The following is a 23,137-nucleotide window of genomic DNA, read 5'->3' as shown; positions in this document are numbered from 1 at the left end:
TGGGGACCGGTCACGGGTGCGTCCCGGCCGCCGCAGGTATGTACTCGTCGACCACGTCCACCGACACCGGCAGGTGCTCGCCGCTCTGCAGAACCCGCCCCGGCACCGACATGCGCCGATGCGCGGTGGGCGCCGGGAGACTGGCACAGACCGCCTGCAGCTGACCTCGGCCCACGAACCGGTTCAGGGCGGCCCGCATGTCTCGACTCGGCCGGTCGGCACCGTGGTACCGAGCCAGGACCGACACCGCAGTCGTGCGGCCGCCATCGGGGGCGAGGCGCACCGTCACCACGGTCGTGTCGGTCTCGGGGTACCACAGATGCTCGATGTTCTCCGCCGTGATGTCAGCCGGCGACACCCAGAAGTTGGTGACGTGGCCCGGTGGGCGTGCGCGGAACAACCGGCGCCGCAGGTGCGCGGCTTCCAGGCCCGCCAGCACGGCTTCGTCGACGGCGTCGAATTCGTCGGCGCGGACCACTTGGGCGCTGAGCTGGCGTCCGTCGATCTCTTCGGCCAACCGCTCGGTGGCCGCCGCCAGGGTGGCGGCCAGTGAGTCGCGTGCCGCCACCGCGTTGACGTTGTGTTGCGGGTCCATTCGCAGCACAACCCAGGTGCGGCGCTGATCGGGCATCGACGGATTCTCTTCGGCTTCGTCGGAGTCGCGGGGCGCGCTGCGGGTCCCCACCGAGACCACGTCGATGCTGTCCAGCCGAATGTCGAACTGGCGCAGCCCGGCCGCGAGGCGCTCCAGCGGCAGCGTCGTCGGCTCCGAACTGCGACGGTGCCGGCCGCTGGCCGGACCCGGCCGCCCTGCGACGGCGATCATCGACACCAGCCGGCCCTGGTGTTCGCGGACGCCGATCGTCTCACGCCCGAAGCGGCGGTGATGGTCGACCGCGGGGGTGCGGCCGCGGTTCAGCACCGTTTCCGGGTCGGTGAACTGATCGGCCAACCAGGCCGCCCAGATCGTGCTGATCGGCACCTGCCGGATGGTGACCAACGAGATGAGCGTCACCAGCACGGCAACACCGACCCCTGACCACCACGCGTAGTCGGCAGCCATTGCGTCGCCGGGCCAGTGGCCGGCGAGGACCAGGATCCCGATGTCGATCAGGAATACCGTGGTGACCCGTGTCCAGGACAGGTTCAGACCTAGTGCGTGCTGTGCCTTCATCGGTTCCTACGTGATCGTCGCAATGCTGCCACTCCAAGTGCTATGCCTGCCGCCGCGAGCGCCGCCAACAGGCCGGCGCCGGCAACCCAGGCCGGGGTCATGTCACGCTCGGGCGGCATCGGCGGCACCTGCAGCGGCGCCGACAACCGCTCCGGCGGCTGAGCCGGAACGTCGGGCACGTCCCAGGTCAGTGCCGCCACCGGGTCGACGATGCCGTAACCGACCACATTGTCGACCCCGCGCGCCGGCGGGCGGGCAGTCCGGATCAACCGGTTGATCACCTGGTGCGACGACAGTTCCGGGTACTTGGCCCGCACCAGGGCCGCCACACCGGACACGATCGCGGTCGAGAAACTGGTTCCGGAGGGAACCAGCAGGGAGTTCTCCGGGCCGTCGACCGCGTTCATCAGTCCGTCATCGCGAGGTGAGAGTCCTTCGATGTCGGTACCGGGTGCGGCGATCGACACCCAAGGGCCGGCCACACTCGACTTGCTCAGCGGCGCACCGGCCGAGTCGACCGCGCCGACCGTCAGCACGTACTCGTCGTACCAGGCCGGCGTCACCACGGTGTTGACACCGTTCCAGTCGCGCGGGTCGTCTGGGCGCATGGCGTTGTAGGTCGGGTTCTGCTTGCAGTCCCGCCAACTCGTGTCCCCGGCGGCGGCCACGATCACCACGTTCTTTTCCACGGCGGCGTAGCGCACGGCCGCGCCCAGATCGGCTTGATCGAGCATGGTTCGCACGTTCATGCAGATGGCCTGCGAGATGTTGATGACCTGCGCGCCCATGTTGGCCGCGTGGACGATCGCCCGGGCCATGGTGCGCAGTCCATCGGTCTTCTCCCGCAACTGCGGGTCCTGTCCGTCCCCGAACGGCTCCTTGGGGCCGAAGGCCGTGCTGTATTGCCGGATCGCGATCAGCTGCACGTCGGGGGCGATCCCACTGAACGCATCGGGTGCCGCCCCGGGCGGTGGCGGTGCACTCGGTGCGCGGAAGTCCACCGGCGCCACCCGTGCCCGTCCGGAGAAGCCGGCCGGTTGGGTGGCACCTGCGGCGGCATGGTCCGCGGTGCGGGCCGAGGACGCCGCACCGCCGGGGCCCGGAGCCGGGCCGGGCGCAGGAGCCGGAGCGGGCGCCGGAGCCGGGGCCGGGGCCGGGGCCGGGGCGGGAGCGGGAGCCGGGCCTCCGCCGGGGGCTGGTTCCTCTCCCTCGGCTGGTGGCGGTGCCGGCGGCGGTGCAGGCGGCGGCATCACCATGATCGTCGTCTGCGGCGCCACTGGCGTCGGCGTGGGTTCGTTGGTGGGAACCGACGGCGGCCGGCGGGTCTGCCGCGGCGGTGGCAGCGGAGTGACCCCGTTGTCCGGCATCGCGGCGATCAACGACGCCACCAGCGTGCCGTGCGCATCGCAGTCCGACAGCCCGTCGCCTCCGGCCATCACGTAGTCGCCGCCAGGGATCAGGTTCGGCAGCCGCGGATGCGGGGTCACGCCGGTGTCGATGACCGCGACCGTCACGCCTCCCCCGCGACCGAACTTCCAGGCCTCCTGCAGGTTCAGCATGTCCATATAGGCCGGCTGCACCCGGAAGTCGGTGTCCGGCAGCACGCCGACCTCAGTGCAATACGAGGTCTGCCGCATCGTCTGCGGCGGTCCGGGGGGGCTGTCGGGCGGCAACGCCGCCGGATCGATCCCCGGCGGGTCGACCGCACCGGCGGCCGGCATCCCGGCCAACGACCCGCTGGCCATCATGATCATCGCGGCGCCGGCGGCCGCGGTGCGCCGCAGCCGACGCCCGCCCCTAGCGGTACCGGATGGCTTCATAGGTATTCATCAACCACAGTGCCAGCGGGAACAACGGCATCAGGCACAGGTATTCGATCCACTCGACGAACTTGCGGAACAACGGACTGTAGATGGTGTTCGGCACGATCACCGCGGACAGCAGCCCGAACATCGGGACCAGCACCAACACGGCTACGCCGACCACCAGGGTCGTCGGCGTCCACTGCACCACCACGAAGCGCACGACCACGGCCGCGACGATCACCAGGCCGGTCAGCGTGACGGTGACCGCCTGCCAGCGGTCCCGGAAGGAACGGCCCCGCAAGACCAGGAATCCGGCCGTCAGACCGGCCAGCAACACCGGCAGCCAGGACCGGTCCGAGTGGGGATCGCAGAGTCCGGTGACGCATACCGCCATCAGCACGCCCAGTCCGGACAGCAGCCCGGTCAGGAAGGACCGGGCCCGTTCGGCGCGCAGGACCACCTCGCGGACCGACTCCGGGCCCTCCAGGGCCGGCGGGGCGCCGGGAGCGGTCACCACCGTGGTCGGCAGGTCCGGGCGAGCCTCGAACACCCAGCGGCTGGTCGCCGACGGGAAGACAGGCAACCGCAGGCCGGCCAGCCACCGAGACAGTGACGGCGCCCCTTGATAGGCGAGCACACATACCAGGTACACGCAGGTCATCAGGGTCACCGCGCCGGTCAGGAACAGCATTCGCAGCACGCCGCCGAACATCACCGCGACGCTGATCACCGCGACGGCGGAGTAGGTGGCCAACTGCCGTCCGGTGAGCCGGATGACCGACAGCGCGGCGATGCCGGCGACACCGAATCCCAACGCGGCGTGTGCGGCGCCCACCTCGCCGGGTACCGCGGCCGCAGCCGCGACCACCAGTGGAACCAGACCGCTGGCCAGCAGGATGTCGCCAACCCGCCGTTCGGCCGCGTTGCGGGCCTGAATCAGGATCAGCGCGGCGGCGATCAACACCAGCACGGCCAGCCCGGCGCTGAATCCGGCGGTCAGCCAGGTGTCGTGATGGTAGCGCCAGGCCGCGAGCAGTCCGGTGGCCAGCAGCACGCCGAGTGCCAGGGTCGACACCCCGACGCGCACCGCTGTCGCCGCATCGACCGGGGCGAAGCGCTTCGACAGGTTCACCGCTACCGCGGTGGAGATGTGTTCGATAACCGGCGACCGCCGCTCTCGGTCCTCGATGAACCGCAGCCACAGCCGGTCGCCGTCGTAGACTTCCTGTTCGGTCAGCGACTGGTTCGGCCGCAGCGCCGTGCCGTCGACCAGGCACAGCACCCAGCGACCGCGTCCGTCGGCTTCCAGAACGGGTTCCTCGAGCTCCTGAAGTCGCCCGTTGATCACCTTCAGCAGGGGGTCCAGCATCACCGACACCGGCGCGTCGGCGTCCAGCAATGTTCCGATCTGGACGCCGTCACCGGCCATGACCCCGACCACCACAGCCCGCGGCGCCGAGGAGACTTCGCCGCCTGCCTGCGCGGCCTCGATCGCCGCGGTCACGACCACACCACCTGATCGACGAATACTGACGCAAGAGAACCCATCGGTGCCGCCTCGCAATTTGTCATTTCCAAAAGTCTTTCCAATTCTAAAGGCACTTCAAGTTATTCGCACGATTCGTGTTTACCGGCAGTTTTTCGGTCCGCCACATGGTATTTGGCGCTCCGGCACTTCCCGAGTAGACCGCTAGACCCTCCGGTGCGTTTTCCAGGCTCCGTAGGGCAGGGTGTCCAGGACCGTCTTGACGCCGACCTGGACAAGTTGCGGGGTGGCCGGGCAGATCGCCAGCCATGCCTCGCCGGATCCCGCGGTTCGCGCCTGCTGATACAGCGCGATGCGGCCGCCTGATCCGTCTTTGAGCGACAGCACAGAGGCGCTCGGGCCCTTGGCGTCGTCGCGGTACTGCCGCGCGTACACCGCGGCTTCGGCCGCCGGCTCGGACAGTGCCTGCCCCAGCGCCGCGACGGTGGCGGCACTGATACCCATCCGGCGCAGGTCTCCCCCGGTGAAAATGTTGAAGCCCGAGTCCTGCCAGCTCTGGGTCGCCTCCAACATCTCTTCCATGGGCACGTTGACGGCGGTGATCTGGGCCGGATCGGCGTGGTGGATGGATTCCATGCCGTCGAGCACCAGCGCCGCGATCGACGAGGCGTCGGTCACCGCGACATCGTCAACGGTGATGTCGGTGCCGACCCGCACCGCCGAGACCCAGTGCTCGCCGCGCCGGGCCAGCAGCACCCGGAACTCGTTGTCAGGGATGTCGCGGGTACCGGGCTCCTGGTCATCGGCTTCGATGACCCCGTAGCGCAGTTTGCCCAGCGACAGCAGCGCGACCACCTCGAGGTCCGGTGCAGCCAGCACCCGCATCCGCGCGGCGACCGTCTCATTGACCTTGTCGTCGACGACAATGCCCTGCTCGCGCATCACCGCCATCCCGGGATGCTGGGACAGCCAGTCGTTTGAATCGGTGGAAACATAAGGTCGACAACGCAATTCGGGCGCGACATGGCGAATGTCCAGCAGCGCCTGCAGCATCCAGAAGCCCTCGACGTTGACGGTGATGTCGGTGCGGGTGCTCGGGTCCATCACTACCCTCCTCTACCAGGTCGTTCGCTGCAATTAGCTCGTCGAGTACTTGGCTATTGGATCACGCGACGGCGCCGCGACGCTCGGCACCACCCACAAATTGCAGTACGCGGCAGCACACCCCGTTGATCGGGTGTGCTGCCGCGCTGCGGACTGCGAGGCGCTCAGGCCCAGCTGGAACCGACAGAGGCGTCGGTGTTGGCCATGTTGTTGCCGGCGGTCTGCACCTTCTGACCATGAGCATTGGCCTGCTCATAGATCACCGCGAAGTTACGACCCAACTGCGCCACAAACTCCTGGCAGGCCACCGAACCCGCACCACCCCAGAAGTCCCCGGCAGCCAGCACATCATGCACGATCGCCTGATGCTCAGCCTCCAACGAAGCCGCCTGCGCACGAATCAGCGCACCGTGGGCATCCACATCACCGAACTGATAGTTGATAGACATAGCTCGATTCCCCTTTTCTGCTAGCTGCCCAGGATCTGCTGCGAGGCAGCTTCCTGCTGCTCGTAGTGGTTCGCGTCACGAATCAGGCCATCACGCACCCCGTGCAACATCGTCACGATGTTGCGAAACGCCGTCTGCATCTGACCCATGGTGTCCATCGACGTCCGCTCGGCCAGACCACCCCAGCCAGCGCCGGAGATATTCGTCGAGGACGCCCACATCCGACGGGCCTCATCCTCAACGGTCTGCGCATGCACATCGAAACGACCCGCCATCGCACGCATCGCGTCCGGATCCGTCATAAAACGTGTTGCCACTGTTGTGTCTCCTTATCTGAAGTTCGTTGTTTCTGATTGGTTGTGCGGTTGCAGGATTTTCCTGCCGGCTAGGTCGGTAACCGACGACCGGCCTTGAACGTATGAATGGTTCCCCCTTCGATCAGCCCGTAGCCGGTGAAATCTTCGATCGCGCTAGAACGCCCATCGAATCGGGACGGCGTCGTCGCAGCCCGATAGCCGGCGATACGGTCCTGGTCAATCAGCCCGCCGAGGCAGCGTTGGCGGCCTCGGTGGCCGCGTAGGAGGTTGCGCTGCTGTTGAGGGTGGCCACGAACATCTCGTGGATTGCCGCAGCCTGAGCGCTGACCTGTTGGTACATCGTCGCGTGAGCGGCGAACTGCGCGGCGGTCAGGGCCGAGACCTCGTCAGCAGCGGCCGGAACCACGCCGGTGGTCGGGGCGGCAGCGGCCGCGTTCTGCGCATTCAACGCCGACCCGATACCGCTCAGGCTCCCGGCCGCGGCCGACAGCGCTTCGGGTTGCGCATTCACAAACGACATTTGGAAATTCCTCCTCGGATCGCGGGTCAGCAATCACTCTGCCTCCGATCCTAGAGGCTGTAAGCGACCGACACGGCCCACTATGCCGACTGTTCATCTGGTGATAACAATTGTTCACCTTGGCTAACAATCGGGCAACGGAACACCGGCGGGGCCGGCCGATATAACCAGGTCAACCTGGTTAAACACGTTGCTACTTTTCCGGTCCGGCAGTGCGCATACCGAGGGCCCGAACACCGGGGCCACCCGGGAGCCGGTTAAAAATCCGGACGCGCCGAATCCGACCCGGCCGCGCCGGGTGTGACCCCGCCAGCAACCGCCGTGGCCCTGTTGCGCGGGCCACAGCGGTCACGGGAAACCCCAGCTCAGCCAGCTGGGCTGGCCGCGCGCTCATGCGTCGCTGCCCGCCGCAGTTCGGTGGCGGCGACCTGCACGAACACTCCGGTGTCCTCGGCCATCAGCAGGCCACGGCCGCGAGGCAGCGGACCGCCCTTCATCTTGCCGCGGATGAAGCCCTCGTCGGGGTCGGCATCCATCACCAGCAGCGGCGCGTTGGCCTGGTGCAGGGCCCGCAGCAGCGGATCGGCCCCCGCGGACGACCAGCCGCCGAACGTGCGGGTGGCGATCACGTGCAGGCCCACGTCCGCCGAGCGGGTCACCCAGGGCGCGGCCTTCTGGAACGGCGAGTCGAAGCCGGGCGGGAACTGCTGGATGTCGTCGATGATCAAGAAGATCTCCGGCCCGCTCCACCAGGTCCGCGACAGCAGCTCTTCGGCCGACAGACCCGGCGGTGGCTCGCGGTTGGCCAGCGTGGCCGCCAACTCGTTTACGAGCGCCACGGTGCCATCCAGGTTATAGGCGAACTTCTCCACGTAGTCCGGGCCCAGCGTGGTCAGCAACTGACGGCGCGGGTCGATCAGCCACACCTGCGCGGACGGCCGACCGTCCGGGCTGGGCGCCGGCGCGCTGCTGGCGCCGGGCGCGTAGAGCCGCTCGATCTCGCTCATGATGGTGGCCAGGGTGGTGGTCCGCCCGCATTCGCGACGCCCGGTCACCATCAGGTGGCCGTTCTCGGCGAAGTTCAGATAGACCGGCTGCAGATCGAGCTCGGAGATCGCCCAGGCGATGCCGCCGGCGCCCACGCCTTCGCGCTGATCGTTGGCCGCGACCGCCCGCACCTCGTCCAGCCCGAACCGCGCCGGCAGGCGCCGCACCGGGCGCACCCGGCCGACCGCGACCTGGCTGACCGCGGCCGAGACGCTGTCGGACTCGAACACCCGCTGGTCGGTGTCGGCCATCGCGGGCCGCGCGATCTGGGTGTGCAGACCGGACTGCGGGTCGCTGTCGAGTCGCACGTAGTTGACCGCGACCATGCCCCGCCCCGGCTTGACCGGGACATCCTTGGCGAAGCGGGAGCGCACCAGCTTGGCGTCCTCCACCGCGGCCAGGCGCAGCTCGACCCGGGATCCGAAGCCGCTGCGGACCGGCGGGCGCAACTCCGATTCGCGATCGGCGGTGACGATGACGTGCACACCGAACGAGGGCCCCTGGTTGATGATCTGATTGACCTGCTCGACCAGAACCTCGTTGTCCTCCGACAACGCCCGGTAGTTGTCGACCACCAGGTAGACGTCACCGAAACCGTCGTTCGGCACTGTCCCCGGGGCACCGTCGAACTTGCGCCTGCGGAAGACCTCCATCGACGCCACGTCGTTTTCGAGGAAGCTGCGCTTGCGGGTCCGCACCAGCGCCAGCAGTTCGGCCACCGTGCGGCGTACCCCGTCGGGGTCGGTCGGCCCGCAGACGCTGCCCACGTGCGGCAGTCCGGCGACCGTGGTCAGCGAGGTACCGCTGTAGGCCAGGCAGTAGAACTGGACCTGTTCGGGCGTGTGGGTCAACGCGGCAGCGCAGATCAGTGCCTGCAATGCGGTCGTCTTGCCCGAACCGCCGGCGCCCAGGATCAGCACGTTGGCACCGGGACCGGAAGTATCCACCGTCCACGGTGGCTGGTCGTGCTTGTACGGCCGGTCGATGAGCCCGATCGGGAACACCAGGTCCTTACGGGTGCCGTAGTCCTGTTGCCACGGGTGGCCCAGATAGCGGTTCACCAAGTCGTCGATGGCCACCGGGATGTCCAGGGGCGGCTGCCACAGCCGGTAGGGCTCGAAGTCGATCTGGCGCAGCTGGTCGATGATCACCGTGCCGACCTTGGGGGTCCGGATGAAGTCCTCTTCCTCGGCGACCTCGGCTCCCGCGGCGGCGGGCTTGGAGTCGATCGCCGGGATCTCCTCGGGCGCCTCGATCTCCGGTGTGCTGACACTGACCTCGAGCGGAGTGAACTCGGTGGTGAACAGTTGCGGCCGGATGTAGTCGACCGCGTGGGTCAACGGCATCTGCTCGTCGTCGAGCATCCCGCCGCGGTGATAGTCGCGCCACAGGAACTCGGCCTGGAAGCGGATGACCTCTTCACCGCTCTTGCGGAAGTAACCCAGCCCAGCCTTGGCCGGCAGGTTCACCGCGTTGGGCACCCCGGCGGCCTGGGCCGCCCCGGCGGTCTGCGCCTTGAGCACCAGCCGGTAACCCATGTTCTCCATCAGCTTCTCGGCGCGGCTCTCGATGGTCTGCGACGCCATCATCAGGTGCACCCAGTAGGCGCGGCCCTGCCGGCCGATCGAGTCCAGCACCTCCACGGCGGTCGGCATGATGCGGAACCATTCGTAGAACTCGTCGATCACCACAACCAGCATCGGCAGCGGCGGCAGGCTCTCGTCCCCGCGTGCCCGCATCCGGGACCGGATCTCGTTGTACTCCTTGGCGCCGTCGACACCGGCGTTGTCGCACATGGACTTTCGCCGGGCGATCTCACCCCACATGGCTTCCAGGAAGCGCTCCATCAGGGCCTGGTCGTCTTCCAGGTCGGTGATGATCCGTGACACGTGCGGCACGCCGGAGAACGGCTTGACCGCCGATCCGCCCTTGAGGTCGGCCAGCACGAACTGCAGCTCGTCCGGCGGGTGGGCCAACAGCAGCGACTCGATCACGGTGCGCACCAGCGTCGACTTACCCGAGCCGGTCGTCCCGGACATGACCCCGTGCGGACCGTCTCCGCCCTCGTCCAGGGACTTCATGTCCAGAAACAGCAGTTCGCCGTTGTCGGAGCGGTTGCCGAACGGAATCCGCAGCCGGCCTTTGCCTCCCACCGCGCGCCGGTCCGCCCACAGTTGGTTGAAGTCGATCCGCCCGGCGTCCTCGATGCCGTAGTAGGACATGATGTCGCGCGCACCGATGTGGTGCGTCACCTTCTGGCCGATCTCCTCGTAGGCCGCGGCCAGCCGCCAGTGCGCCATCCGCTGCGCGAACTGCTCGGCGTCGGTCTGGTCGACCTGGTCGGCCAGGGCGAAGAACCATTCGTTGTCGTCGATCACCATCCAGGTGTCGCGGTCACGCGGCAGCGCGTTGACAATGCCCTTGTCGTCGAAGCGCAGGACCCGTTGCGATACGCCCCGCCACTCCGGGGCGCCGGTCAGGTCGAAGAACGTCACCCCGTCAATGCCCTCGGTGGTGTTGACGTACTCCCACTGCGGGTCGATGCCGTCGACGACGATCAGATGGTGCGGCGTCGGCGTCTCCGCCGACGAGCTGGCGTGGCGCGGCATGAACGATCCGCGTCCGGAGAACAGGTCGCCGTGCTCGGTGGCGAAGTCCTGCACGGAGCGGTAGACCATGCGGGCGTTGCCCGCGGCGTCCTGGCGGCGGGGGTCGCCGAAGTGCGGCAGCCACTTCACCCAGTCCCACTGCGCCACATCAGAAGTCACCACGATCATGCGCAGGTGATCGGGCCCGTGCGAGAAGGCCAGCTGGCAGATGATCGCGCGCATCAGCCCGAGCACGTGCTCGCGGTCACCGACCAGCGAGTACCAGGGCTCGACCAGCAGCGAGATCATCTTCGGCAGGTTGTAAACCACGCTTTGGTAGCGGCCGAACTCCTGCAGCGCCTTTCCGGTCACCGGCTCGAGCTCGATGTCGGTCGGCATGTTCTGCGGCTCGCCCCAGGTGACCTCGGGCCGCGTCATCCCGACCCCGACCCGGGCCAGCCCGAAGTTGAGGTCCTTGCCGTTGGGCTGGCGCTCCCACATCCGCGACGACCCCACCGCAGCAGCCAGCGTGGAGGGCGCCGGGTGGTACCACCGGTAGTTGGCGTCCATGCTGTCGGCGGACTCCGCGGCCGACTCCCGCAGCCGGTCCAGCATCAGCATGAACTGGGCGCGCATCGCGTCGAGCTTGGGCCGGCTCAGCTGCTGGGCGCCACCACCGAAGCGGCCGCCGAACATCATCATCGCGATGCCGCCGATCATGAAGATCGGGAAGATGGAGCCGGCGCCCAGGAACATCCGGGAGCCGTTGGCCACCGTCATCGCGACCATGCCCACCAGCAGGCCGACGACCAGCACCCCGACCACCACCAGCCACCATGGCTTGCCTTCCGGCGGCGGCACGCTCAACGGCGTCGGCAAGACGATGTTCTCCGGTTTGACCACCGGAGCGCGCTCCGGCGTCGGCCGGGCGTATCCACGTTTCACTTGGGCACCGCCAATTCTGCTGGGCTCATATCGGTGGGCAGGGTGTCGTGACGTACCAGCGCATCCTGGCGAGACAGGGTCGGACCGTGCGCCAGCAGGCGCAGCGCCACCGACGGGGCCAACGCCGGCTCGCCGACCAGGCCCAGGGCCTTGCGCTCGTCGTCGCCGGGGATTCCGAATCGCACACCCGAGGACGACAACCACCACAGCGATTCCCGCGTGGAGGCGTCCGGGTCGTTGCCGGTGACCGCGACGAAATTACCGTAGCCCGATCCGAAGTAGACCCGGTCGGCCTCCGGCATGTTGTTGTCGTTGGTCTTCACCAGGGACACCACCCGCGACATCTGCTTCTGCGACACCGGAATCGTGGGGCCGGACACCACCTGAACCCGGGCCCGGCTGTCGCCGTTGGAGCGCTCCCACCACCAGCAGGTGGACGGGTTCTCCTTCATGTCGACGACCTGAAGTGGTCCGTCCGGGTAAGCCGACAGGTCCAGCCCGGTGACCACCGGCATCTTGGCAAGCTCCGGCGGCGCCACCACCGCCGGCGCACCGCCCGCGGTTGCCCCGGCGTTCTGCAGGATGCGGGCCACCACCGGCGAGACGGTCTGTACACCGTTCATCAGCACCACCGAATACTGTTGTGGCCCAGCCAATTGCGGTGTGGTGAACACCGTTCCCACCGGACCCGGGGCGTTCGGGAAGGCGGGCGGCTGGCCGGCGTCAGGCACGAACGGCACCGCCAACTCCGGGCCCACCGGCAACGCGTCGAACAGTGCCTGGCTCATCGGCCGGGCATGGTCGACCTGTTCGGGGGTGAGTCCCAGCGGCAGCAGCACCGCGCGGTCGGCGGCGTCGATGCGCGAGCGGCGGCCCTGGCGGACCACCCAGGAATCATTGTTGTAACGCAGCACCACCGCGTCCGGGCCGTCGAGCACCCTGCGCCGGGAGTTCAGATCCGGGCTGCCGTCGATCACCGTCACCGTCACCGGCGAAGGCGCCCCGACGCCTTGGACATTGGCGACGGTGTCGCAGATCAGCCACGACGACGACGACGGCGTGGTCGGCAGGATGTCCGACGGCGCGCCCGGGATCCCGACGAGAGGGCCGTGCGGTTGCTCGGCGATCTGCGTGGAACGCACCTTGTGCGGATTGTCCGGCCGCCCGGCGATGAGCCGGGCCGAAGCCAGATTCAGTGCCGGATACAAGGTGTTGCCGACTCGCACATAGAGCGCACCCGAATCGCGGTCGGCGATGATGGGCGATTCGTTCATCTGGCCCGACGGGCTCAGGAACGACCACAGCAGCGCCCCCAGACAGACGACCGCGGCCGCCGACACCGAAGCGACCACCGCCAGCGACTGCCGCCGGCCGGGTTCCACTTCCATCCGAACCTGCCAGCGGGTCAACGCCATCGCGGTACGTCGCGCCAGGAACTGGTACCCGGTCATCTGGGTACGCGTCGACAGGCCCAGGCCGTAGCCGGGACCCCGGTGTTCGTCAGCCACGGTGTGCCTCAACCCCCGCCTGCCGCACTGCGCGCTTACGGCGCCATGCCGCTGCCCTATTGGTCGTCATCTACCCCTGCCTGGTCACAAGTTTCTCCACTGCGCATGCTAGCCGTGTTACGCAGCAACTGCCCGCCGCCCAGATTGCAATCTGGTGGCGATGGCGGAATTCGTTTCGCCGGTTCTACCTCGAATTATGGATGCACTATATGAACGGTCTGTAAAACGCGAGATTCGCATGAGAGCACCCGTACGGCGCCGCACACGCCCCGGCGCCCGGGCCCCGAGAGATTGCCTCGATCGCCCAAGGCGAACCACCGCGAGGCGCCCGATCACGGGCCACCCGAGCAGGCGGCGACGCAACCCGCATCAGCGGAGGATATCTCGTGAAAAGTCCGAACTTGCGATACCTGAGTTTCCTGCCAGCGGCCTGCGTATCTGATGTCAGAATATCGTGTCACGTGCCTTTCGGCGGTAGCGTCGAGGAGTGACGACCATCGACGGAAAAGGCGCTGGGGGCCAGCTCAGCCCACAGGAGCTGGAACAGGGTTACCGGGCGGAGATTCACAAGAATCACGACGACACAGTCGACCTCGAGACCTACGGTGGCGGGTTCGACCTGACCCGCCGGGCCGTCGCCCCGCACCTGCGTATCGGCCGGGACAAGTGGTTCAACCTACTGTGGCTCGTCCCGATCGGCTTCGTCGGACTGATCGCGATGATCGCGATCGGCAAGGGCATCCGGCACATGCCGGGTGTGGAGGAGTTCATCGCCCGGTACCCGGGTAGCAGCCCGTCGACGGAGGTCGACGGTGGTCTGCCCGCCTGGGCCGGGTGGACGCACTTCTTCAACCTCTTCATGATGATCTTCATCATCCGAGCGGGTATCCAGATCCTCTGCGACCACCCGCGGCTGTACTTCAGCCGCAACTCCACCCCCGGCAAGGACGAGTGGCTGCGAGTTGGCCCACCGGTGCCGGACGACCCGTACTGGACGGCCAACTCCGACACCGTGGCGCTGCCGGCACAGTTCGGGCTGCCGGGCTTCCGGCATTCGATCGGCCTGGCCCGTTGGTGGCATCTGGGCCTGGGCGTGCTCTGGCTGCTCAACGGAGCGGTCTTCTACGTCCTGCTGTTCACCACCGGGCAGTGGCGGCGCATCGTGCCCACCAGTTGGGACGTCATCCCGCATGCCGGGTCGGTGATGATCCAGTACATGTCGCTGGACTGGCCGGACGACCACACCTGGACCAACTACAACGCGCTGCAGCTGATCTCCTACTTCGTCACGGTGTTCATCGCCGCCCCGGCAGCGTTGATCACCGCGCTCGGCATGTCACCGGCGCTGTCCCAGCGGCTCGGCCTGATCAGCAAGCACCTGCGGCTGAACCTGCAGATCGCCCGGTCGCTGCACTTCGTGGTGCTGGTCTACTTCCTGATGTTCATCCTGGTCCACGTCACGATGGTGTTCGCCACCGACGCCTTCGACAACCTCAACCACATGTTCGCCGCGCGCGGGTGCGCCCAGGGCGCCGGGCCGCAGTGCCACAGCGCCACCGGGTTCTATGTCTTCTGCGCGGCTGCGGTGGTGTGCACGGTCGGCTGGATCGCGGCCACACCGTTCACCCTGCGCCACCCGAGGGTGGTCCAGAAGATCGGCTACGCCCTGATCGGGCCGTTCCAGCGTTCCCTGGAGAAGCTCGACCCCCAACCCGGCACCTTCACCGAGGACGACATCTCACCGTTCCACTGGCGCAACGGCCGGCTTCCGGAGACCGTCGAATACAAGGAGCACGAGGCCAACGACTTCAAAGACTGGCGGCTGAAGGTCTACGGTCTGGTCGAGAACCCCATGGAATTCTCCCTGGAAGACCTCAAAGCGCTGCCCTACCACGACCAGATCACCCAGCACATGTGCGTGCAGGCCTGGTCCGGCGTGGCGAAGTGGGGTGGCGTGCAGATGAGAACGATCATGGAGATCGTCAAGCCGCTGCCCGAGGCGAAATGGGCGGTGTTCTACTCGATGGGTCTGGGCGCCACCGGCGGGATCTACTACAACGCGCACCCGGTCGACCAGATGTGGCACCACATGTCGATGCTCGCCTACAACATGAACGACCAACCGCTGCCCTACATGCACGGCCGGCCGCTGCGGCTGCGCAACGAGCTGCAGCACGGCTACAAGCTGGTCAAGTGGATCAAGGGCATTGAATTCGTGGAGAGCTACAAGGAGATCGGCAGCGGCTACGGCGGCTACAGCGAGGACCACAAGTTCTTCGGCCGGCACCAGACGATCTGACATGATCCCTGGGAATACCCGAACAGCCTGACAGGTGCCGGCCGGCGGGCTGCACCGCATCTGCGGACATCACGGGCGGCCGGGGGTGTCATCGGATGTTGCCTGCCACAAGGGCGCCGAATCCGGCCGCTCGTCGTAGGGTGACAGCAGGCAACCGAACAACGGGAGAATCCATGCGGAATCGCAGTATCGGAAAGTCAGTCCTGTCGATGGTGGCGGTCGGGCTGGCCGTGGGTGCGGTGACGACCGCCTGCGGCGACTGCGAGAGCGATTACGAGGAAGGCACCGTCGGCGACACCTACGGCGAAGTCAACGAGGCCCCGGCATTGCCCGGCGGCACGGCACCCGAACTGACGGTGCCCTCGGCGCCTGCTGCGCCTTCTGAGGCCCCACTCACCAGCGTGGCACCCGCCGTCGAACCTCCGGCGAAGCCGAGGCCGGCTCCGGCGGCCCCGACGGCACCGGCCGCGCCCCGGGCGCCGTCGGCACCGGCTGTCCCCGCCATCCCGGCCATCCCGGCGATTCCCGCCATCCCGGCGATTCCGGCCATCCCCGCGATCCCCTACCCGTAGGCGTCGCAGCCCGGTCGGTCAGATTCCGTTCCAGGCGGCGTCCACACTTTCGGCCACGTCGATGACCTGGGCTCGCTGAGATTGCGGGTTCTCGATCTCCGCGGCGACGTAGCCGGCGATGAAGCGCCGGATCTCGCCGTCGACGCCGGCGAAGATCCGCAACAACTCACCGCGGATGGATGTCGACGACACCTCGACGGTGATGTCCGACGACCGCGGTTTGGGCACGTCGATGATCAGCAGCAGGGGCTCGGCGGCGCGAGCGGTGGCGCGCAGCGCGATGTCACCGGCGACGGTGAAACGCTGTTTGTCCAGGCGCAGATCGATGAGCAGGTCGATCACCAACGGAATGTGGATCGCGAATGCGATCAGGTCGCCCAGGTCGCGGGTGACCCGGGGCTGTTCGATCCGCACCTTGGCGCTGACCCGGGCGATCCCGCCCGGGCCCTGACGCATCGGCGGCATCTCGAACTCGTCGCCCGCGATGGCGGCGAACGCAGCTGCCACTCGTTCTTCGGTGACCGCGATCTCGAAGAACTTGCGCCCGAACTCCTCATAAGTCAGGTAACTGTGGTTCTGCATAGTGTTGATACGGTCTCACGTCCCCGCCGGAGACGGGCGCTGATCGGGATGCGCGTCGCCGCTCTCTTCGCACCCGACCACACCGCGGCCGGTCAGGTGCTCGATCAGCGGCACCACCCCCGCGGCGAGGTGCTCGGCCATGGCGGTGCGGGCCAGCGTCTCGTCGTGGGCCGCCAGGGCGGCCAGCACCCGCCGATGATCCCGCATGGACCGCTCCGGCCACCCGGCGATGGTCGGGAACACCGCTTCGGGCGCATACCGGGTTATCTGCGACATCACCTGGGCGAGTTTGGGTGAAGCCGCCGCCACATTGATCGCCCGGTGGAAATCGTGGTTGAGCCGCACCGTCCGTTCCTCGTCGTCGCCGGCGTAGGCCTCTTCCAGCCGGGACTGGATCTCATACAGCTCGCTCAACTGCTCCGCGGTGATGCCGACAGCTGCCCGTGCCGCCAGCTCGCCGCCGACGAATGCCTGAACATCGGCGACGTCGGCCAGATCGCGTCTGGTCACCGGCAACACCACGAAGCCCCGGTGCGGCTGCTGGTCGAGCAGGCCCTCGGCCCGCAGTTCGAACAACGCCTCGCGCACCGGGGTGACGCTGATACCCAATTCCGTTGCCAACTGGTCCAATCGGACGTACTCCCCCGCAGCATAACCACCGTCGAAGATCCGCTGACGCACGAAGCGCGCGACGGCTTCCGACAGCTGCGGGCGGGTGCTGAAGTCGGGAACGGACATGGTTTCTAGATGCGGTAGTCGGCGAGCAGTCGTTTGCTGATGATCTGCTTCTGGATCTCGCTGGTGCCCTCACCGATCAGTAGGAACGGCGCGTCACGCATCAGCCGCTCGATCTCGTATTCCTTCGAATAGCCGTAGCCGCCGTGGATCCGGAAGCTCTGTTGGGTGACCTCATTGCAGTATTCGCTGGCCAGGTACTTCGCCATTCCCGCGGCGAGGTCGTTGCGTTCGCCGGAGTCCTTCAGCCGTGCCGCGTTGACCACCATCAGGTGCGCGGCCTCCACCTTGGTCGCCATCTCCGCGAGCCCGAAGGCGACGGCCTGGTGTTCGGCGATCGGCTTGCCGAAGGTGCTGCGCTGCTGGGCGTATCGCGCCGCGAGCTCGAAGGCGCGAATCCCGACCCCGCAGGCGCGCGCCGCGACATTGACCCGGCCGACCTCGATACCGTCCATCATCTGGTAGAAGCCGCGGCCGGTCGTGCCGCCCAGGATGTCGCCGGCGCCGGCCCGGTAGCCGTCGAAGATCATCTCCGTGGTGTCGATGCCCTTGTATCCGAGCTTGTCGAGCTTGCCGGGGATGGTCAGCCCGGGCACCACTTCGCCGAAGCCGGTTGGCTTTTCGACCAGGAAAGCGGTCATGTTGCGGTGCGGGGTGTCGGCCCCCTCGTCGGTGTGCACCAGCACCGCCACCAGGCTCGATGTGGCGCCGTTGGTCAGCCACATCTTCTGGCCGTTGATGATGTAGTCGCCGTCGGGCGTGGCGGTGGCCCGGGTGCGGATGGCCGCGACATCGGAGCCGAGCTCGGGTTCGGACATCGAGAACGCCCCGCGCACATCGCCGGTCGCCATCGCCGGCAGATAGCGCTGCTTCTGCTCATCGGTGCCGTGTTGGCGCAGCATGTAGGCGACGATGAAGTGGGTGTTGATCACCCCGGAGATGCTCATCCAGCCGCGCGCCAGTTCCTCGACACACAACGCGTAGGTGAGCAGGCTCTCGCCCAGCCCGCCGTAGGCCTCGGGAATCATCAGCCCGAACAGGCCCAAGCTCCGCATCCCATCGACGATGTCCTGCGGGTAGGCATCGGCACGTTCGAACTCGGCGGCGTTGGGAATGACCTCCTTGTCGACGAAAGCCCTTACCGCCGCAATGATCTCGGTCTGATTCTCGGTCAGACCCAAGGTCTGGCACAGTCTGGTCATTCAGGCCACCCTCTCGAACACGGCGGCCAGCCCCTGACCGCCTCCGATGCACATGGTTTCCAGGCCGTAGCGCGCCTGGCGGCGGTGCAGCTCCCGCGCCAGCGTCGCCAGCATCCGGCCTCCGGTCGCGCCGACCGGGTGCCCCAGCGAGATCCCGGAGCCATGCACGTTGGTCCGTTCCCGGTCCACGGCACCGAATTTCCACTCCGCCATCACCGCCAGCGCCTGGGCGGCGAATGCTTCGTTGAGCTCGATCAGGTCCATGTCGGCGAGCCCGAGTCCTGCCTTGGCCAGGGCGACCTGCGTCGCCGGGACCGGACCGATACCCATGACGTCCGGCTTCACCCCGGCCACACCCCAGGAGACCAGCCGAACCAACGGCTTCAGGCCCAGCTGCTCGGCCTTGTCCGGGGTGGTCACCACACACATCGAGGCCGCGTCGTTCTGGCCGCTGGAATTGCCGGCGGTGACCGTTGCCTCCGGATCGCTTTTGCCCAGAACAGGTTTGAGTCGGCCCAGCGACTCCACCGAGGTGTCCGCCCGGGGATGCTCATCGGTGTCGATCCGTTGCTCGCCGGCGCGGGAGCGCACCGTGACCGCGATGATCTCCTCGGCGAGCACGCCGGTTTGCGCGGCCGCCACCGCGCGCTGGTGCGAGGTCACCGCCAGTTCGTCCTGCTCGGCGCGGGAGATCCGATACTGCCGGCGCAGATTCTCGGCGGTCTCCAACATGCCGCCGGGCACCGGATGGTGCTGCCCGCCCGCCGTGGTCCGGCCGCGCGCCAGGGCGTCGTGCACCCGAACGCCGCCGCGCCCGCCGCCCCAGCGCATATCGGTGGAGTAGAACACCACGTTGCTCATGCTCTCCGCGCCCCCGGCGATCACCACGTCGTGCACCCCGGCGCCGACCTGCAGGCAGGCCTGGATGACCGCCTGCAGGCCCGATCCGCATCGCCGGTCGACCTGCATGCCCGGAACCGTCACCGGCAGGCCGGCATCCAGCGCGACCACCCGTCCGATCGCGGGCGCCTCGCTGCTCGGATAACAGTGGCCCAACACAACGTCGTCGATCGCGTCGGCGGGTAGGCCGGTGCGCTGCAGCAGTCCGGTCAGCGCGGCGACGCCGAGCTCGACGGCGGTCAGCGACTTGAACATGCCGCCGTAGCGGCCGATGGGGGTGCGAACCGGTTCGCAGATGACCGCCTCGCGCAGGGTCACAGGTGCCTACCGCCGGTCACCTCGAGCACGGTGCCCGTCATATAGGAGGACAAGTCGGAGGCCAGGAACAACGCCACGCCCGCCACCTCGTCGGGCTCGCCGGCCCGGCCCAGCGGCACCTCGGCCACTTTCGAGTCCCAGATCCGCTGCGGCATGGCCTCGGTCATCGCCGAGCGGATCAACCCCGGCTGGATCGCGTTGACCCGCACACCGAGGTAGGCCAGCTCCTTGCTGGCGGCCTTGGTCATGCCGACGATGCCGGCCTTGGCGGCAGAGTAATTCGTCTGGCCGACCATGCCGACCTTGCCCGAGATAGAGGACATGTTGACGATCGCGCCGCGCTTCTGCTCCCGCATGATCGCCGCGGCCGCGCGTAGTCCGTTCCAGGTGCCCTTGAGGTGCACCGCGATCACCTGGTCGAAGTCGTCCTCGGTCATCTTGCGCATGGTGGCGTCGCGGGTGATGCCGGCGTTGTTCACCATGATGTCGAGGCCGCCGAACCGCTCGGTGGCCACACCCACCAGTGCGTCGACGTCCGCGGAACTGGTCACGTCGGTGCGTACCGCCACGGCCACATCGGCGCCGAGGCGCCGAGCCGCCTCCTCGGTCGCCTCCAGGTTCAGATCGCCCAACACCACGCGGGCGCCCTCGGCGACGAAGCGTTGTGCGATCGCGAAGCCCAGGCCCTGTGCGCCGCCGGTGATCACCGCGGTCTGCCCGTTCAGTAATGCCACCCGAAACCGTCCTCTACATCCGTACCCGCCCGTGGTCCGGCACATCATATTTCATATATGATTCCCGGGCCAGTGCCGAAAGGGGCCGTGTCATGACGAGTGCAGCCGTCGACGACGACGTCTTCGCCGAAATCCTGTCCCAAACCCGCCGGTTTGTCCGGACTGTGGTGCTCCCCCGGGAACAGGAGATCCTCGACACCGATCGAGTGCCGGACGACCTGCGGCAGGCGGCCAAGGACCTGGGCCTGTTCGGCTATGCGATCCCCCAGGAGTGGGGCGGGCTGGGCCTGAATCTGGCCCAGGACGTGGAACTGGCCATGGAGCTGGGCTACACCTGCCCGTCGGTCCGGTCGATGTTCGGCACCAACAACGGCATCGCCGGGCAGGTTCTCGTCGGGTTCGGCACCGAGGAACAGAAGGAGCGTTGGCTGGCGCCCATCGCTTCCGGTGCGGTCGCCTCCTTCGCCCTCACCGAACCCGGAGCAGGCTCCAACCCCGCGGGGCTGCGCACCAGAGCCGTCCGCGACGGCTCCGGAGAGGACGCGGCTTGGGTGCTGGACGGCCAGAAACGCTTCATCACCAACGCACCGCTGGCCGACTTGTTCGTGGTGTTCGCCCGAACCCGGCCGGCCGACGAACGCGGCGCCGGCATCGCGGTCTTCCTCGTACCGGCCGACACCGCGGGAGTCGAGGTCGGCGCCAAGGACGCCAAGATGGGCCAGGAGGGCTCCAGCACTGCCGATGTCAGCTTCTCCGGCGTACGCCTGCCCGCCACCGCCCTGGTCGGGGGCAGCGAGGACATCGGCTACCGGGCGGCGATGACATCCCTGGCACGCGGCCGCATCCATATCGCGGCCCTGGCGGTGGGAGCAGCCCAGCGTGCGCTGGACGAATCGGTGAGCTACGCCGCCACCGCCACCCAGGGCGGCAGCATCATCGGTGACTTCCAGCTGGTTCAGGCGATGCTCGCCGACCAACAGACCGGAGTCCTGGCCGGCCAGGCACTGGTCCGCGATGCGGCCCGCAAATGGATCACCGACGAAGATCGCCGGATAGCGCCCTCGGTGGCCAAACTCTTCTGCACCGAGATGGCCGGCAAGGTCGCCGACCTGGCGGTGCAGATCCATGGCGGCAGCGGGTACATCCGCGGCGTGCCGGTCGAGCGCATCTACCGCGATGTCCGACTACTACGGCTCTACGAGGGCACCAGCGAGATCCAGAGGTTGATCATCGGATCGAACCTCGTCAAGAAGGCCCAGCGCGCACTGTAATCAGTATCACTGCCGGAGTGCCGGAACGACACACCCTCCGCGCCAGTTATTTTCACCGATACCGCCGGTAATGGGTGGGCAAACAACCCATTCATCAGGCAATTTCATCTTCGAAATGCGAATTCGGAGCCGTTGCAACCACTCTCAACTAACACATGCGAGGCTTCTACCTGCGATTACGCTCGAAAACCGGTCTCTCCGCGCATTTTCGCCGATCTACCTGGTCTTTTCCGTTGTGCGCGTAACGCTTAACAAGATGAACGCCAAACGTGATGCGGGCCACAGATTTTGGTGAGCTCAGTTAGCCATTGTTAATGTGCCTGCTCATGTCTGGTCTCGAAGCACTATTAGCGCTGGTCCATCAGGTCACCGGTACGCCGTACATCGTCGGTGGGAACACCCCCGCCGGAACGGACTGCTCCGGCCTGGCCTCGTGGGTGTCCAACGTAGCCAGCGGCCGGCCGGCCTTCAGCGGCCGGTTCCACACCGCCAACGAGGAGTCGGCACTGCTGGCTCGCGGCTTCCGGTACGGCACCGCCCCCAACGCCGTGGTGGTGGGCTGGAACAGCTATCACACCGCGGTGACCCTGCCCGACGGCACGCCCGTGGCCAGCGGCGAGCCCGGCGGAGTCAGGATCGGTGGCGGCGGCGCCTACCAGCGTCAGTTCACCCACCACATGTACCTGCCGATGGAGCCCGAGGCACCCGCCGAGGAAGCGCCGGTGGTTGAGTTCGCCGCCATGGTGGAGCCGGCCCCCGAGCCCGCCGCCGTGCCGATGGGCGAGCCGATGGCCATCGAGCTGGCCGCAGCGCCGCTGGAGGCCCCACCGCTCGACGCACCGATCGAGGCGCCGTTCGACGCGCCGATTGCGCCCCCCGGCGAGGCACCGCCCATGGACGCTCTGCCGCTCGACGAGGCCCCGGCCCCGGCCGAGCCCGGCCCGGCGCCCGCCGACCAGGAGGCGCCGCCGCAGGCTTAGTCCCGTCCGGCCCCTTCCGCATCCCCGGCGACACCCACGGCGACCCGGCGTCGCGCCAGTAGCCACGCCAGTCCGTCGCCTTCGCCGTCGGCGATCACATCAAGTCCGGTGAACGCCGCGCGCAGCTCACCGGGGGCGGTCCGGAAACGCCCCCCGGCGCTGCCGACCTGGCACAGGGCGGTGACCGCCAGCAGTCCCCCCGGGGCCAGCCGTTCGGCCATGGGCACGTCGAGCCGGCGGTCGCGGAATCGGGCGCAGTAGACGACATCGGCGGGCGGCCCGTCCGGCAGGCCGTCGTCGAGGTCGACGACGTCGAACCGGCACCTGTCGCCGACACCGCAGCGCCTCGCCAGCTCCCGGGCCTGCTCGATGGCGACCGGCGAGATGTCGAACCCCGCGACCTGCAGGCCCCGCCAGGCCAGCCAGACCGCCCCGGCCCCCTGTCCGCAGGCGACGTCGACCGCGTGGCCCGTGGTCGGGAACATGTCCACGAAGGCCCCGAACACCGCGGCCGGGCCGATCGCCTCCGGCGCCGGCGCGCCCCGGCCCGCGTATCGCTCATCCCAGCGGGCGCGGTCCTCGGCACTCACCCGATGGACGA

19 protein-coding genes are annotated in these 23,137 nt (G+C 67.8%); 4 read left to right on the top strand and 15 right to left on the bottom strand.

The genetic code is table 11. The annotated features are described in order from the left end of the window. Positions 1–10: 10 nt before the first annotated feature. From eccE to eccB, 9 genes are all read right to left on the bottom strand, one after another. Positions 11–1,174: a type VII secretion protein EccE gene (eccE, locus tag AWC16_RS14050; RefSeq protein WP_085265361.1), complete on the bottom strand. Its 1,164-nt coding sequence runs from the start codon at positions 1,172–1,174 to the stop codon at positions 11–13. Next, positions 1,171–2,994, bottom strand: coding sequence for a type VII secretion-associated serine protease mycosin (gene mycP, locus AWC16_RS14045; protein ID WP_085265360.1), 1,824 nt, complete (start codon positions 2,992–2,994; stop codon positions 1,171–1,173). Before mycP ends, eccE begins: the two co-directional genes overlap by 4 nt. Continuing rightward, positions 2,972–4,483 (bottom strand): type VII secretion integral membrane protein EccD, encoded by a 1,512-nt coding sequence (eccD, locus tag AWC16_RS14040; protein ID WP_085265454.1) that lies wholly within the window; start codon positions 4,481–4,483, stop codon positions 2,972–2,974. Before eccD ends, mycP begins: the two co-directional genes overlap by 23 nt. Before the next feature lie 186 nt (positions 4,484–4,669). After that, a complete protein-coding gene (locus AWC16_RS14035; RefSeq protein ID WP_085265359.1) occupies positions 4,670–5,569 on the bottom strand; it encodes an ESX secretion-associated protein EspG in 900 nt (299 codons plus the stop codon). 164 nt (positions 5,570–5,733) lie between these two features. Continuing rightward, the gene (locus tag AWC16_RS14030; RefSeq protein ID WP_085265358.1) at positions 5,734–6,018 is read right to left on the bottom strand and encodes a WXG100 family type VII secretion target; all 285 of its coding nucleotides are present in this window, start codon (positions 6,016–6,018) and stop codon (positions 5,734–5,736) included. 20 nt (positions 6,019–6,038) lie between these two features. Then, entirely contained in the window at positions 6,039–6,335 is a 297-nt protein-coding gene (locus tag AWC16_RS14025; protein WP_085265357.1) for a WXG100 family type VII secretion target, read from the bottom strand. Between the two features lie 220 nt (positions 6,336–6,555). Continuing rightward, the gene (locus AWC16_RS14020; RefSeq protein WP_085265356.1) at positions 6,556–6,855 is read right to left on the bottom strand and encodes a PE family protein; all 300 of its coding nucleotides are present in this window, start codon (positions 6,853–6,855) and stop codon (positions 6,556–6,558) included. A 365-nt stretch (positions 6,856–7,220) separates the two neighbouring features. Next, positions 7,221–11,435 carry a type VII secretion protein EccCa gene (gene eccCa, locus AWC16_RS14015; RefSeq protein WP_085265355.1) on the bottom strand — a complete coding sequence of 1,405 codons (4,215 nt, stop codon included), beginning with the start codon at positions 11,433–11,435 and terminating at the stop codon, positions 7,221–7,223. Further along, positions 11,432–12,943, bottom strand: a complete 1,512-nt coding sequence (eccB, locus tag AWC16_RS14010; protein WP_085265354.1) for a type VII secretion protein EccB — start codon at positions 12,941–12,943, stop codon at positions 11,432–11,434. The genes eccCa and eccB overlap by 4 nt, the downstream gene beginning before the upstream one ends. A gap of 496 nt (positions 12,944–13,439) precedes the next feature. Between eccB and AWC16_RS14005 the strand changes: the two genes are divergently transcribed. Continuing rightward, positions 13,440–15,242, top strand: a complete 1,803-nt coding sequence (locus AWC16_RS14005) for a molybdopterin-dependent oxidoreductase (protein WP_109561414.1) — start codon at positions 13,440–13,442, stop codon at positions 15,240–15,242. 173 nt (positions 15,243–15,415) lie between these two features. Next, entirely contained in the window at positions 15,416–15,814 is a 399-nt protein-coding gene (locus AWC16_RS24675) for a hypothetical protein (protein ID WP_085265352.1), read from the top strand. Between the two features lie 18 nt (positions 15,815–15,832). Here the strand turns inward: AWC16_RS24675 and AWC16_RS13995 are convergent, their stop codons facing one another. The 5 genes from AWC16_RS13995 to fabG are packed head-to-tail and all read right to left on the bottom strand — an operon-like array spanning position 15,833 to position 20,330. Then, positions 15,833–16,396, bottom strand: coding sequence for a hypothetical protein (locus AWC16_RS13995; protein ID WP_085265351.1), 564 nt, complete (start codon positions 16,394–16,396; stop codon positions 15,833–15,835). Positions 16,397–16,411: 15 nt separating this feature from the next. Next, on the bottom strand, positions 16,412–17,134 hold the full coding sequence (locus AWC16_RS13990) for a GntR family transcriptional regulator (protein WP_085265350.1): 723 nt from the start codon (positions 17,132–17,134) through the stop codon (positions 16,412–16,414). Positions 17,135–17,139: 5 nt separating this feature from the next. Further along, a complete protein-coding gene (locus AWC16_RS13985; RefSeq protein WP_085265349.1) occupies positions 17,140–18,333 on the bottom strand; it encodes an acyl-CoA dehydrogenase family protein in 1,194 nt (397 codons plus the stop codon). Continuing rightward, positions 18,334–19,545 (bottom strand): acetyl-CoA C-acetyltransferase, encoded by a 1,212-nt coding sequence (locus tag AWC16_RS13980; protein ID WP_085265453.1) that lies wholly within the window; start codon positions 19,543–19,545, stop codon positions 18,334–18,336. It abuts the gene before it with no gap. Between the two features lie 2 nt (positions 19,546–19,547). Further along, complete coding sequence (gene fabG / locus AWC16_RS13975) at positions 19,548–20,330, bottom strand: 3-oxoacyl-ACP reductase FabG (RefSeq protein WP_085265452.1); 783 nt, start codon at positions 20,328–20,330, stop codon at positions 19,548–19,550. 47 nt (positions 20,331–20,377) lie between these two features. Between fabG and AWC16_RS13970 the strand changes: the two genes are divergently transcribed. Further along, on the top strand, positions 20,378–21,556 hold the full coding sequence (locus AWC16_RS13970) for an acyl-CoA dehydrogenase family protein (protein WP_085265348.1): 1,179 nt from the start codon (positions 20,378–20,380) through the stop codon (positions 21,554–21,556). 326 nt (positions 21,557–21,882) lie between these two features. Continuing rightward, a complete protein-coding gene (locus AWC16_RS13965) occupies positions 21,883–22,536 on the top strand; it encodes a glycoside hydrolase (protein WP_085265451.1) in 654 nt (217 codons plus the stop codon). On the opposite strand, the gene AWC16_RS13960 is transcribed toward AWC16_RS13965, so the two are convergent. Next, positions 22,533–23,126, bottom strand: a complete 594-nt coding sequence (locus AWC16_RS13960) for a class I SAM-dependent methyltransferase (RefSeq protein WP_085265347.1) — start codon at positions 23,124–23,126, stop codon at positions 22,533–22,535. The genes AWC16_RS13965 and AWC16_RS13960 overlap by 4 nt on opposite strands. Positions 23,127–23,137: the final 11 nt, after the last annotated feature.

It is taken from the genome of Mycolicibacter longobardus (assembly GCF_002102265.1).
Lineage (GTDB): Bacteria > Actinomycetota > Actinomycetes > Mycobacteriales > Mycobacteriaceae > Mycobacterium > Mycobacterium longobardum.
The sequence above is the reverse complement of the archived record's forward strand: the minus strand, read 5'-3'. Positions and strand labels throughout refer to the sequence as shown.